Here is a 13,883-nt window from a genome sequence, read left to right on the forward strand (position 1 = left end):
ATCGTCCTTAAATTTACCTAGCCCTAAACGCAAAAAACCACTCAATCGAGTGGTTTCTTTTTATCTGGGATAAACTACTTGTTTAGAAAAGCTTGTAGTTCTTCAGCAGAGATACCTTGTTCTGCTAACTCTTTTGCTAATAGCTGAACTTGTTCACCTTTACGAGACTCTACCACACGCTGGAATTGGTAAATAATATCTCGCAAAGTATCGATTGGAACTTGTTTTGCCGCACTGCGAATACGCTCTTCACTTTGGTTTCCTAGCTCTTTAAGCAGTTTACCAAACATGACCTTTTCAGGTGCATCTTCCATTTGTTCTAAGATGCGCGCCATTTCGTAGGTTGTTAATGACATTACAGTATTTTCCGTTGTGGTACTAACGTTTCAATGAGTGACAAATATACCATGTTTTAACGTTTCGAAAACCGCCATTTGTATATTTTATCACCCTTGTAACTTATGCCTTTGCAAACGTCGTATGCCACGACTTACCCGCCTTGCTCGCAAGTACCAACAATGCTGGCACAATAAGGAACATTTGTAGCGCAATCATCACTTGAGACGTTAAATCAAGACGTTGCATGGTACCAACAAGTAGCCCTGAACCGCTCATTTGGAACAAACCAAGCAGCGCAGCGGCTGTACCCGCACGGTCACCAAAAGGTTCTAATGCCTTACCCGCAGCAGCGCCAAGAATCCATGCAAAACCAACCGAAGATAAGAAAATAGGCAACATAAATGCGAACGCTGTCGCTTGATCAGCAAGCACCAACATAATCACCCCAGCTAAGCCAAGTGTGGATATACCAACAACCAGGGCTTTATAGGTACCAAAGCGATCCATAAACTTCGGCGCTGTGAATGCTGCGATGATATTAATTGCCGCGTTTACACCAAACCAAAAGGTAAATTCGTTCATCGTCAAACCTAGGTTTTCCATCAACACAACAGGTGCAGAGGTAACGTAAGCAAGGATTACCGCCATCGCCATCAAGCATAAAGTGGCATGGAAGATAAATGACGGTGTTTTCAATACCGACCAGTATCGCTCTAGCTTAAAAACTGCAACCTTTTCTGTCGCAGGGTTAGACTCTTTCATTTGGAAAAACAAAATGGTGCCGACCACAATCGCAAAGCCAGCCATGAAACTGAAGTTCGAGCGCCAACCAAACTGTTGAGTCAACCAAGCACCAAGGATCGGCGCTAATGCAGGAATAAAGCAAATTGCACCGTTAAGGTAACTGATCATTCGCCCGCTCTTCTGCGGGCCAAATAGATCGCGAACCGTTGCAAAGGCTGCTACAGAAGTCGCACAAGCTCCTAAGCCTTGTAACAGCCGAGCTATTAGCATCATATCAATCGACTGAGCTGCCCACGCCAAGCAAGCACTCAGTGCATAGATACTAACACCTCCCAATGCAACGGTTCGACGTCCTAACTTATCAGCCAAAGGGCCTGCAAATAATTGCCCGACACCCATGGCGAATAAAAACCAAGTAATCGTATCTTGTGCTAGTGCATGTTCCACGTGAAACGCTGTCGAAATTTGTGGCAGTGCTGGTAGATAAATATCAATAGCCAAAGGGCTAAATAGAACCAGCATTGCAAGTAGTGCAACCTGCAATTTGCTAGGATTTGGAAGCGCGTTAGAAGGCACAAGACTCTCCGAATGAATTAATTTGGGTGCATAATAACGGACTAAAGATATGAATAGAAATGGCATATACTCATTAGTATTATTCCAAATTGGAAATTCATATGAATATCGAGAAACTGTCACGCATCGACCTAAACCTATTAGTTTGTTTACAAGTGTTGATGGAAGAGCTGAGTGTCACTCGCACCGCACATAGGCTGTGCTTGAGCCAATCAGCAGTGAGCAAGTCGCTAGCCAAGCTTCGTGAACAATTTAATGATCCCCTTTTTACGCGAAGTGCTCATGGCCTAAGACCGACACCGAAAGCTGTGTTCCTCAAGCCTCGATTAGAAACGCTGATCAATCAACTTGATGTGCTTACCCAACCGGAAACTTTCATTCCCAACAACAGCGACCATAGCTTTCACATTGCTGCCGTTGAGAGTGTTTACCCGCTGATTCTTCCGCACTTCTTACCGGCAATATTTCGACAAGCACCTAAGGTCAATATCAACACCCACGCGTGGACAGAACAAACCTTTAAGAAGCTGCAGCTTGGCGAACTAGATATCGGACTCACTGGCAAAGACATCGACATCAACGATGCGCGTTTAACTATGCTGCCGCCAGACGACATTTGCGAACAAGAGATCTACCGCGACGCACAGATGTGTGTGCTAAGACGCAACCACCCTGCTCTGAGTGGTAAATGGGATCTGGAAACCTACCTTGCGCAACGTCATGTACAGGTAAGGTGCGATGGTAACGACCGCTGGCTGCTCGACTACAAACTTGCCGATCTTGGCCATCAACGCGATATCGCGATTTCTGTTCCAGACTTCAATAGCGCTGCAAGCCTATGTACCTACACCGACTTTGTGTTTACCGCACCAAGCCACTTTACTTATCTCGTCGCTAAGCAACTCGACTTAGTGGTTGTTCCTTTACCAATGGAGTTCCCACCGATGGCATACACTTTGTTTTGGCACCGTGACAGAGAAAATGACCCAGCCTTAACTTGGTTGCGAGATATCATCAAAGAAAAAACTCTGCACCTTAGATAAAAATGGCGTACAGCGTTTGCAGCAAACGAACAAAAGCGCTAGCTTATTGACCTAATAAGTCCCCTCACCTGTATATCGACTGTGAGTGTTAACAAGGACCCTAACAATAAGGATAAAACACAGATGCACAATATCACTGCTGAACGCGTTGCTGCGGTTCGAACTTGGCTTGAAACAAACAACCTAGATGCCGTTATCATTCCACACGAAGACGAATATCTAGGTGAATACGTTCCTGCTCATAACGAGCGACTTCACTGGTTAACAGGTTTCACTGGCTCTGCAGGTGCCGCTGTTATCACTCGTGAAACTGCTGCTATTTTTGTTGATGGTCGCTACACCGTTCAGGTTCGTAAGCAGGTACCAGCAGAGTTATTTGAGTATCGCCACCTTATTGAAGAACCGGCTTTAGATTGGATCATCAACTCATTGCCTCAAGGTAGTAAGGTTGCATTCGACCCACGCATGCACACCGCTGCTTGGTTGAAAGGCGCACAAGCAAAACTAGCGGAGAAAGTTGAGCTAACAACGTTATCAGCAAACCCGATTGATGCGCTTTGGTCTGACCGTCCTGAGCCTGTTGTATCTGATGTTCGCCTAATGGCAACAGATGCCGTTGGTCAATCAAGTGAAAGCAAACGTGCGGAGATTGCTGGCTTACTAAAAGCAAAAGGTGCGGACGCCGCTATCCTTACCGAGCTCGATTCGATCTGTTGGTTGCTTAACATTCGTGGTTTGGACGTATCTCGCCTACCTGTTGTACTGTCTAATGCAATCATTCACGCTGATGAAAGCGTCGATTTCTTCCTAGACCCAGCACGCATCCCAGCAGGCTTTGAAGCACACGTTGGTAATGGTATTCGAGTTTCTCACCCATCAGAGCTTGAAGTGCGCCTTCAGTCTTTAGAAAATAGAAATGTATCTGTAGATTCAAGCACGAGCAATGCTTGGTACACGCTTGTTCTGCAAAACGCTGGCGCTCACATCATTGAAGCAGCAGACCCATGCCTAATGCCAAAAGCTGCTAAAAACGCAACTGAGATTGCAGGTATGAAAGCGTGTCACATTCGAGATGGCGTGGCGATGGCGAAATTCCTGTCTTGGATTGATGCAGAAGTCGCGCAAGGTAACCTGCACAACGAAGCTGTACTAGCAGACAAAGTACAATCATTCCGCGAGCAAGACCCGACGCTGATGGACCTAAGTTTTGACACGATTTCAGCTGCAGGCGGAAACGCAGCTATGTGTCACTACAACCATGAGAACCAACCTGAACCAGGTAAGCTAGAACTGAATACTCTGTACCTAGTCGATTCAGGCGGTCAGTACTTAGATGGTACAACGGACATCACTCGTACTATCGCGATTGGCCAACCAAGCGACGAAATGATTCAACAGTTCACTCTCGCACTTAAAGGTCATATCGGCATCGCACGAGCTCGTTTCCCACAAGGCACTCGTGGTTTCCAACTTGATATCCTAGCGCGTCAGCACTTATGGGCTGAAGGCTTCGACTACGACCACGGTACTGGTCATGGTGTAGGTCACTTCCTAAGTGTTCATGAAGGCCCACAAAGTATCTCTAAGAAGTTAATCGACGTGCCTCTAGTTAAAGGTATGGTGTTATCAAACGAACCAGGTTACTACCGTGCTGATGAATTTGGTATCCGCATCGAGAACCTAGAACTGGTTGTTGAGCTGCCAACTCAGGGTGACTTCTCTGTATTGACGTTTGAATCACTAACTCGTTGCCCAATCGATAAGCGCAACATCAATGTTGATTTGCTAACACGACCTGAACTGGCATGGCTGAACGACTACCATCAAAAAGTATGGAGCGACGTTAGCCCATTAGTTGAAGGTGATACGTTGGAATGGCTACGTCAATCAACGACACCATTAGCTCACGCTTAATAGCTTTCTAGGCTGTTTACTTAACCAAAACAAGCTCGCTAAATTAGATATAAAAACGGCTACCTAAAGGTAGCCGTTTTTGTTTGTCGATAGCATCCCATCGATGTTTCACGTGGAACATCAACCAAACGTTGATTAACCAGAATAGGCACTGTGCCAGTCTCGCCACACTGGGTCGAAACCACGCAGACGAATCATCGACTCAACATCGGCAGCACTTCTCTCATCACTTATCTCAAACTGTTCGAGTTCTTCCTCACCCGAAGCATAACCACCAGGTTGGGTTTTTGACGCAGCCGACATACTCGTGATTCCTAATGGCAACACATTGTCGCGGAAGGTTGCTGACTCACGAGTAGATAGAGATAACTCGACCTCAGGGTTTAAGAGTCTATATGCGGAGATAAGCTGAACCAACTGTTTATCGTTCATGACCGACTTAGGCTGCAAGCCTCCATTACCGTCTCCACCCTCGCACGGGCGAAGACGCGGGAATGAAATTGAATAGCGAGTCTGCCAATAAGTGCGCTCCAGGTAATCCAAGTGAGCAGCAACAAAGAAGCAGTCGGTTCTCCAATCTTCCAAACCAATCAAGGCACCAATACCTATCTTATCGATCCCCGCTTTTGCCAAGCGATCAGGAGTTTCAAGACGATATTCAAAATCCATTTTATTGCCACGTAGATGATGCTCAGCGTAAGTTCTTGGCTGGTAAGTCTCTTGGTAAACCATAACAGCATCTAAACCGAGAGATTTAAGCTCTGCGTAATCATGTTGATCAAGCGGCTGCACTTCCATTGCAAGGTAGTTAAATTGCTTTTTGATAGTCGGCAACACCTGTCGAAAGTAATTCATCCCGACCTTAGTTTCATGTTCACCGGTGACCAACAAAACGCTATCAAACTTCATCTTTTTGATAGCCGCACTTTCGGCATCAATTTCATCCAAAGTAAGCGTGCGGCGCTTGATACGATTCTCCATTGAGAAACCACAATACGTGCATGCATTCGCGCATAGATTCGAGAGATACAAAGGAATATAAAGCGACATTGTATTACCAAATCGCTTACGAGTTAGCGCCAACGATTGTTGTGCCATCTGCTCTAAGTAAGGTTCTGCCGCCGGAGAGATCAGAGCCTTAAAGTCTTCTAGGTCGCGTTTGGGTTTACTCAGAGCACGTTCAACATCCGCTGCCGTTTTACTGAAGATAGACATACCAATGTCATCCCAGTTGAGCTGTTTAAATCGATCAACAAACGTCATGGCAATATTACTCGTCTAGAAATGAAGTTAACGGACTGGAAGCAACCGCGTGAGATACCTGACCAGCGAGACCACCAAGGTAAGCCATACGACCTGCTTCAACTGCCAACTTAAAAGCAATCGCCATATCAACAGGTTGTTGGGAAGCCGCAATCGCCGTATTCACCAACACTGCATCTGCGCCCATTTCCATTGCGCGAGCAGCATGAGATGGTGCACCTATGCCTGCATCCACAATCACAGGGACATTCGCTTGGTCGATAATGATCTCTAAGAAGTCTGCCGAAGCGATACCTTTGTTTGAACCAATTGGGGCACCTAGCGGCATAACCGCAGTACAACCCACCTCTTCCAAGCGTTTACACAATACTGGATCGGCATGACAGTAAGGCAACACAATAAAGCCATCTTTAACCAGTTGCTCAGCAGCTTTAAGCGTTTCAATTGGGTCTGGCATCAAGTACTTTGGATCTGGGTGAATTTCCAGTTTGAGCCAATTTGTGCCTAGAGCTTCACGAGCCAAATGCGCAGCAAAGATGGCATCTTTTGCATTCTTAGCACCTGACGTATTCGGTAGTAAGTTCACGCCAGCATCAATGATGGGTTGTAAAATGTCGTCTTGCTCAGAGCGAATATCAACTCTCTTAAGCGCCATAGTTGCCAATTCCGAACCTGAGGCCTCGATAGCACTCGCCATCAATTGCTTATTGGCGAACTTACCCGTTCCAGTGAAGAGTCGTGATTGAAACGTTTTATCTGCGATAGTTAACATGGTTAGCCTCCTGCAATGGCTTGGAAAAGAGATATAGCGTCGCCTTCATTAACGACCGTTTGTTGCCACTGGCTACGTGGGACAACCGCATTATTGATTGCAAACACACAACCTAGATCAGGTAATGCTAGAACTTGGATAATGTCCGCTAGAGACGACGAGTGTGCTACTTGTTCTGATTGTTCGTTTATCGAGATAGTTATATGGCTCATTGGATTTCTTCTTCTAAATGCTTAACTACAGACGCACTGCACACGAGACATTCACTATCTTGAGTGACCATAAGGTTTTGCCAATTCATCGTCTGGCCATCGAACAGTTTGAGTTGATGTGTTGCGACCTGAAACTCACCACGAGTTAGACGTTGAATAGCAGCCAAAGCTTGAAGGTTACCTATGGTGCCAACAACTGGGCCTATGATGCCGCTATCACTACAACGCGTCGTTTGTGGATGCTGTCTGAACGGGAACAAGCAGTGATAGCACCCTTTCTGATTCTGATAATCAAATACAATAAACTGGCCTTTCCAGCCAATTGCAGAACCAGAAATCAAAGGGGTCTTCGTGCTGAAACATGCTTGGTTAACCTGCTGGCGTGACGCGAAGTTGTCAGTACAATCCAACACTAAGTCAGCTAGCATCACTTCAAGCTCAAGCTGACTTTCACTCATTCGTTGATTGATGGTTCTTACTTGGCTGCGACCATTGAGCTCACTCAGTTGTTGCTTCAACGCTTCAACCTTAAGCGAACCTAACTGACTTTCCCTGAACGCGACCTGCCGTTGCAGGTTCGATGAATCGACACAATCATCATCAACCAGCACGATCTTTCCAACACCAGAAGCAGCTAGATAAAGAGACGCGGCATTACCTAAGCCACCACAACCAATCAACAACACATGACTATTTAGTAAGTTGCGTTGCCCTTGCTCACCCACCTCAGGTAATGCAATTTGTCGTTGGTAACGGATGAACTCAAAGTCACTCAACATAGCTAGGCTCCCGCATAACCTCTTTACTCGTCATTGAAGAGTTAGGAGCCATCAGCTTGTCGAAGAATTCGATCACTTTTTGCGGGTCTTCCGCCAATGTAATCGCACGTACAACCGCCAAGCTCGATACACCACAATCCCAAACCTGCGCAGCAGTCGATTGGTCAATACCGCCAATAGCAACCGTCGGATAACCAGTAAGTTCTTCTGTGTATGGGATGGTATCAATTAGCTGTTGGTACAGAGATAAACGCACCAAGCCTTGAGGCTTCGATGGCATCTGTTTTGTTGTGGTCGGAAATATATGGCCTAGTGCAATGTAGCTTGGATTGATTTGGACGATGCGTAGCAACTCATAATAGCCATGAGTCGATAGACCGATCTTAATACCCGCTTGGCTCAGTTGGGAAAGGTTTGATTCTTCAATATCCTCTTGCCCAAGGTGCACACCAAAAGCACCATGCTTGAGTGCAAGCTGCCAGTAATCATTAATAAAAACCTGAGCGTTATGTTCTCGACCAAGTTCTATCGATCGTGCGACTTGTTGTTCTAAGTCGGCTTGTTGAGGGTTCTTAATACGTAGCTGGACGGTGTTGATACCAAGCTTAAGCAATCTTTCTATCCACTCAACGTCATCAACAACCGGGTATAAGCCGAGGCTATTTTTGCTCAACTCAGGGAAAGAAAGTACTGTCCCTTGGTTGGCCCAACCAACACTGATATCCAGTCGTTCGTCTTCTAGAACAGGGATAGGAAAATTTTGATAATGTGCTGGCCATGTTCCACGTGAAACATTCGATGCAGCGCGAGCTAAAACCAACGCGTCTTCCAATGGAAATTCCAGCGCCAATAAAGTAAGTAACCAAGCAAAGTGACCACGACTATCTAATTCTTTATGAGCTGTAGTGTCACTCTTGATAACACGATTAGCATCTAGGTGTGACCAGATATCTAACACAGCTGAATCATCGGGGACTCCGATATAGACGGTGTTCGAAGCTTGGGTCAAAGCGGCACAAACATCGGTTAAAGCAACTGAATTACTGTAATCAACAACATGGTTCAGTTGCGCTAACTGACACTCCGCCAATGAATCAACATCATGAACGAAGCCAATAGATAACGCCTGCTGAGCATCAACGATAGAGAAGTATCGAGTTGGGCTTACACCCAACTCAACTGCATCAGTTGCTAAACCTTGTCGTTTAGCAACCAATAGACAGTTTTGAACCTCCCCCGTTAACTCGATGTATTGAGATGGGATGAGAATCTTCACTGTCATTATTCCTCTAATTGAGCTTCTTTTGCGCCTACAGCAGGGTGATAAAGTTCAGAGCCAGTATCACGGAACTCTTGCGATTTTTGACGCATTCCTTCCAACGGGTTATCTAGCATCTTAATCTCTATAGCCTGATCAGCGGCTACTTGTTCAGTGTCTTTTGCATACTCTCGAACTTCTTGAGAAATCTTCATCGAGCAGAACTTAGGTCCACACATAGAGCAGAAGTGAGCAACCTTGCCCGACTCTTGTGGCAGCGTTTCATCGTGGAAAGAACGTGCTGTTTCTGGATCTAAAGCTAGATTAAATTGGTCTTCCCAACGGAATTCAAAACGAGCTTTAGATAATGCATTATCTCGGATTTGTGCGCCCGGATGCCCTTTTGCCAAGTCTGCTGCATGTGCTGCCAACTTGTACGTAATCAAGCCAGTCTTCACATCTTCTTTATTTGGTAAGCCCAAATGCTCTTTAGGTGTTACATAACAAAGCATCGCACAGCCGTACCAACCAATCATCGCCGCGCCAATACCAGAGGTAATGTGGTCATAACCCGGTGCAATATCAGTGGTCAGCGGGCCTAACGTATAGAAAGGCGCTTCATGGCAATGCTCTAACTGCTCATCCATGTTCTCTTTAATAAGATGCATAGGTACATGTCCAGGACCTTCAATGATCACCTGAACGTCGTATTCCCAAGCAACTTTAGTTAGCTCACCTAGAGTACGTAACTCCGAGAACTGAGCCTCATCGTTGGCATCTGCAATAGAGCCAGGACGCAAGCCATCACCTAATGAAAGAGCCACATCGTACTTCGAACATATCTCACAGATCTCGCGGAAGTGTGTGTATAAGAAGCTTTCTTGGTGATGTGCAAGACACCATTTCGCGATGATAGATCCACCACGAGAGACAATGCCAGTCACACGTTTAGCCGTCATAGGTACGTAACGAAGAAGCAAACCTGCGTGGATAGTGAAGTAATCAACGCCCTGCTCCGCTTGTTCAATCAGGGTATCGCGCATCACTTCCCAGTTAAGGTCTTCGGCTACGCCATTCACTTTTTCAAGCGCCTGATACATAGGAACCGTACCAATCGGCACAGGACTATTACGTAGGATCCATTCACGAGTCTCGTGGATATTACGGCCAGTAGAGAGGTCCATTACGGTATCGCCGCCCCAGCGGGTTGACCATACTAGCTTCTCAACTTCTTCTTCAATTGAAGAGCTTACCGAAGAGTTACCGATATTGGCGTTCACTTTCACTAAGAAGTTTCGGCCAATAATCATTGGTTCTGATTCTGGGTGGTTGATGTTTGAAGGGATGATAGCTCGGCCTTCAGCGACCTCTTTACGCACGAACTCAGGGGTAATTTCTTTGGGTAGGTTTGCGCCAAAGTTATGGCCAGGGTGTTGGTGATTAAGCTGTTCATCAGCAAACTTCTGACGCCCCATGTTCTCACGTATCGCAATGTACTCCATCTCAGGAGTGATAATTCCCTGACGAGCATAATGCAATTGAGTTACACATTGGTCGCCAGTAGCGCGACGGATTCTAGGCAGGTTTCCGTAACGAAGGTCATCTAGGGTTTCATCTTCTAAACGTTCTTTGGTGTAAACAGAGCTTACATCATCGAGCAATTCCGTATCGCCACGCTCTTCAATCCATTGCTCTCGCAACTTAGGAAGGCCGCTATAAAGGTCTATTTCATGTATAGGATCGGTATAAACACCGGAGGTATCGTAGACATGAATCGGCTCATTAGGTTCGAATACAGGCTCTTTTTTGGTACCACCAACGAGGCTATCTGCGAGTGATATTTCTCGTACAGGGACTTGAATGTCCTCGCGAGATCCTTGGATATAAGCTTTTTTTGAATTTGGATAAGGTTGTACGGATAAAGAATCGATGAAATTCTTCGCTTCCAGTCTTGCTTGTTTACGACTCGACATAGCATTTTTCCTTGGCTTTTAGCCATTATTTATAGGGATAAAAATGCTTGACGGATTAGATGCTACAAGAGGGATCACGGTAAGAAATACAGTTGTGATCTGGAGATAGATCTCTAGAAGGATTCTAGTTAGATATCTACTCTTGTTCCCTTCGCAGGTATTAGCCTGATCAGGTTCAACGGATCCCGAGTTAACGGTCTCAGCCATATGGCACTCCGACAAGTTCGATCGAGTATATAAAAACGGCTTGGATAAACCAAGCCGAGTTGTTAACAAATCGTAAGAAAGTTTTAAGACTTTATCAAAAGTTGGAAGCCGATCCATGCAGCCGAGATACTGAGAACCACGTTGAGCAGCACATTGAGCCCCATCTTAAAGAAAGCACCCTGCTGCATAAGAAGTACGTTATCCATCGAAAATGTAGAGAACGTAGTCAGGGCTCCAAGGAAACCAAGGCCGATGATCTGTCTCCATGGTTCAGTCGCAACCATCTCATTTTCAAATGCGGCGATGAGCAAACCCATAATGAAGGAGCCGATTACGTTAACAGTTAATGTACCGTAAGGAAAACCACGCCCTAACATCACAACACATAACTCTGAAATCAAATAGCGCGAACAAGCACCAAATGCACCACCAATGGCAATAAAACCTAAAATAGATAGCTGACCCATGAATCCTCCCAAATAACAGTCCCTATATTCTAGCTTTACCGCCGATAAAAGCGAGGGTAGAAACTAAGAATGCATGTGCAAATATTAAACGTTACAGGTGTCACTTAACTTCAATATATCCCATCAATCCGGTTTTCATGTGTTCAATTACATGACAGTGGTACATCCAACGTCCAGGGTTGTCTGCAACAAACGCAGCTTTCGCTCGACCATTTTTCCCAAGTAACACAGTATCGGTATGGAAAGGCTCTTCAATTTTTTTACCATCAAGTTCCAATACAGTAAATGTATGACCATGAATATGAATCGGGTGATGATATTGAGTGACGTTCTTAAGATCGAATATGTAAGTCTTACCCAACTCTAAAGTCGCCAATGGTTCAGGAATATTGTCTTTGCTCATTCCTTCCCATGCTCTTTTATTAGTAAGCCAAAACTTAGGCATCGATTTTCCATCTTTGGATACTGGAGAAACAGCCCCTTCCCATTCAAATAAAAAGTCGATCTCTTCAGCATTAGCAAGATCTAGGTTGGGCACTGGATTCAATGGTAGTAATGGCAACGAACGTCCTTGAGCAAATGCTGAATCTACGACTTCAAATTCACACAAAGAAAATGGGAAACGCCCCTTCATATGGAGAACGTTAACTCGCTCACCAGCTTTAGGAGCGATCAGTCCGATATCAACACGCATACCCGGACCAATTTTATGTTGAGTCAGTTTATAAGGCGTTTTTACAGGATTACCATCGATGGCTATAACCCATGCTTCAGCCCCTTCGACAGCAATAGGGTAAGTGATCGTATTATCGACATTAGCAATACGCAGTCTAGTCGCTGCATACTGCTTCAACTGATATACGGGTTCATGGACTCCATTAACACTACTCCACTCCCCAGGAGTGCCCATACGAGCACTGAGTCGTGGGATCATTAAATCTTTCCATTGACCCTGCTTGTCGATGTGCCAATGCTTAAGCATCAATGCGTGTTCTTCATCGAACCGTACTGGATTGCTCTCTTCTACGATAATAAGACCAACTAAGCCCATACCAAGCTGCTTCACGCTATTCATGTGTGGGTGATACCAAAACGTACCGGCATCTGGCGGCGTAAACTCATAAATGAATGTTTCACCTGGCATGATTGGTGGCTGACTTAAGAAGGGAACACCGTCCATTTCGATAGGAATTCTTAAACCATGCCAATGAATAGTCGTCGGCTCTGATAGCTTATTCGTAAAGCGGATCGTGACCTTTTCACCCTGTCGACATCGAATCGTTGGCGCTGGAATCTGGCCATTGAAACCCAAAATATTGGTATTAAATCCCTTCACTAACTCTGCTGTTGAGGGCTCAGCAGTTAAGTCATAAACATACTTTCCTTGCTCATCAGCAGACCGCTTCATTGAACAAGCGGGTAGTACTGTTAATGCAGATATAGCGAGAGATGATTGAATAAACTTACGACGGGAAATATCCATATTTGTTGCCTTTTAGTAATAACGACCAAAATGTAACAAAATATTGAGAATAATTCTCATAAAGAAGTGTGGATTGTGTTGTTAATTGCTTATAAAAGAGACTGAGATAAGTAAGCACTTACATTTCTAAGACAATATTCTATTCAAGGTAGGTCATTATCAATTAAAAATCGAACAAATATAAATCAAAAAGACTCTAGGATTTCTGCTTCGATGGGGATCAATATAGTCGACTTGGCTGACACTCCGGTCCTCAACGTCACTTTGAAAAAGTGACAGATACAAAAAAGCTCCAGCATTTCTGCTGGAGCTTTAAATATGGCAGGGGTGGAGAGATTCGAACTCCCAACACGCGGATTTGGAATCCGCTGCTCTGCCAATTGGAGCTACACCCCTAAAACTTTATCTTGCTTCAGATTCGAAAAAACCTCGCACTAGGCGAGGTTATCGAATAAGTGGCGGAGTGGACGGGACTCGAACCCGCGACCCCCGGCGTGACAGGCCGGTATTCTAACCAACTGAACTACCACTCCGCAGTGGTCAACTCACTAAGTGAGCGTCCATATCTCCAGGTTGGTCAACCTAAAGATTTAATTTAAAGCCTGGCGATGTCCTACTCTCACATGGGGAAGCCCCACACTACCATCGGCGCTATTGTGTTTCACTTCTGAGTTCGGCATGGAATCAGGTGGGTCCACAATGCTATGGTCGCCAAGCAAATTTTAAAATTCGGAAAACTGTATTTAAAAGTTATCTCTCTTCAAACGCATTCAAGGTCTGTCTTTCTATTGAGTCCACAAAACCCCTTGGGTGTTGTATGGTTAAGCCTCACGGGCAATTAGTACAGGTTAGC

Annotated in this window: 12 protein-coding genes, 2 tRNA genes, 1 rRNA gene and 1 riboswitch; of the genes, 2 read left to right on the forward strand and 13 right to left on the reverse strand. The window is 45.2% G+C overall.

Annotation, left to right across the window (positions count from 1 at the left end):
* Window positions 1-74 precede the first annotated feature (74 nt).
* Window positions 75-356 (reverse strand): hypothetical protein, encoded by a 282-nt coding sequence (locus tag IQO02_RS20185; protein WP_004736654.1) that lies wholly within the window; start codon window positions 354-356, stop codon window positions 75-77.
* Window positions 357-459: 103 nt separating this feature from the next.
* Window positions 460-1,659 (reverse strand): multidrug effflux MFS transporter, encoded by a 1,200-nt coding sequence (locus IQO02_RS20190; RefSeq protein ID WP_010440662.1) that lies wholly within the window; start codon window positions 1,657-1,659, stop codon window positions 460-462.
* A gap of 101 nt (window positions 1,660-1,760) precedes the next feature.
* Here IQO02_RS20190 and IQO02_RS20195 point away from each other — a divergent pair, with 101 nt between their 5' ends.
* Both IQO02_RS20195 and IQO02_RS20200 read left to right on the forward strand, forming a co-directional pair.
* Window positions 1,761-2,702 carry a LysR family transcriptional regulator gene (locus IQO02_RS20195; protein ID WP_016783735.1) on the forward strand — a complete coding sequence of 314 codons (942 nt, stop codon included), beginning with the start codon at window positions 1,761-1,763 and terminating at the stop codon, window positions 2,700-2,702.
* Between the two features lie 123 nt (window positions 2,703-2,825).
* Window positions 2,826-4,616, forward strand: coding sequence for an aminopeptidase P family protein (locus tag IQO02_RS20200; RefSeq protein ID WP_010440658.1), 1,791 nt, complete (start codon window positions 2,826-2,828; stop codon window positions 4,614-4,616).
* Window positions 4,617-4,751: 135 nt separating this feature from the next.
* Here the strand turns inward: IQO02_RS20200 and thiH are convergent, their stop codons facing one another.
* The 11 genes from thiH to rrf all read right to left on the reverse strand — a co-directional run bounded on the left by thiH (window position 4,752) and on the right by rrf (window position 13,746).
* A complete protein-coding gene (gene thiH / locus IQO02_RS20205; RefSeq protein ID WP_193838632.1) occupies window positions 4,752-5,879 on the reverse strand; it encodes a 2-iminoacetate synthase ThiH in 1,128 nt (375 codons plus the stop codon).
* Window positions 5,880-5,886: 7 nt separating this feature from the next.
* A complete protein-coding gene (locus IQO02_RS20210; RefSeq protein WP_065099542.1) occupies window positions 5,887-6,651 on the reverse strand; it encodes a thiazole synthase in 765 nt (254 codons plus the stop codon).
* Between the two features lie 2 nt (window positions 6,652-6,653).
* Window positions 6,654-6,863, reverse strand: a complete 210-nt coding sequence (gene thiS / locus IQO02_RS20215) for a sulfur carrier protein ThiS (RefSeq protein WP_010440653.1) — start codon at window positions 6,861-6,863, stop codon at window positions 6,654-6,656.
* On the reverse strand, window positions 6,860-7,642 hold the full coding sequence (locus tag IQO02_RS20220) for a HesA/MoeB/ThiF family protein (RefSeq protein ID WP_193838633.1): 783 nt from the start codon (window positions 7,640-7,642) through the stop codon (window positions 6,860-6,862). Before IQO02_RS20220 ends, thiS begins: the two co-directional genes overlap by 4 nt.
* Window positions 7,632-8,924, reverse strand: coding sequence for a thiamine phosphate synthase (locus tag IQO02_RS20225; RefSeq protein WP_193838634.1), 1,293 nt, complete (start codon window positions 8,922-8,924; stop codon window positions 7,632-7,634). The genes IQO02_RS20220 and IQO02_RS20225 overlap by 11 nt, the downstream gene beginning before the upstream one ends.
* Entirely contained in the window at window positions 8,924-10,873 is a 1,950-nt protein-coding gene (gene thiC / locus IQO02_RS20230; protein WP_193838635.1) for a phosphomethylpyrimidine synthase ThiC, read from the reverse strand. Before thiC ends, IQO02_RS20225 begins: the two co-directional genes overlap by 1 nt.
* A 129-nt stretch (window positions 10,874-11,002) precedes the next feature.
* A riboswitch (TPP riboswitch) is annotated at window positions 11,003-11,101 on the reverse strand.
* 62 nt (window positions 11,102-11,163) lie between these two features.
* Entirely contained in the window at window positions 11,164-11,547 is a 384-nt protein-coding gene (gene crcB, locus IQO02_RS20235) for a fluoride efflux transporter CrcB (RefSeq protein WP_029405270.1), read from the reverse strand.
* Between the two features lie 100 nt (window positions 11,548-11,647).
* Complete coding sequence (locus IQO02_RS20240; RefSeq protein ID WP_010440644.1) at window positions 11,648-13,030, reverse strand: multicopper oxidase family protein; 1,383 nt, start codon at window positions 13,028-13,030, stop codon at window positions 11,648-11,650.
* 319 nt (window positions 13,031-13,349) lie between these two features.
* Window positions 13,350-13,426: transfer RNA gene (locus IQO02_RS20245), tRNA-Trp, on the reverse strand.
* A gap of 60 nt (window positions 13,427-13,486) precedes the next feature.
* A tRNA-Asp gene (locus IQO02_RS20250) sits at window positions 13,487-13,563 on the reverse strand.
* 67 nt (window positions 13,564-13,630) lie between these two features.
* Window positions 13,631-13,746 (reverse strand): 5S ribosomal RNA (rrf, locus tag IQO02_RS20255).
* Window positions 13,747-13,883 lie beyond the last annotated feature (137 nt).

Origin of the sequence: Vibrio sp. OPT24 (assembly GCF_015163545.1) — a bacterium.
Taxonomy (GTDB): Bacteria; Pseudomonadota; Gammaproteobacteria; order Enterobacterales; family Vibrionaceae; genus Vibrio; species Vibrio cyclitrophicus.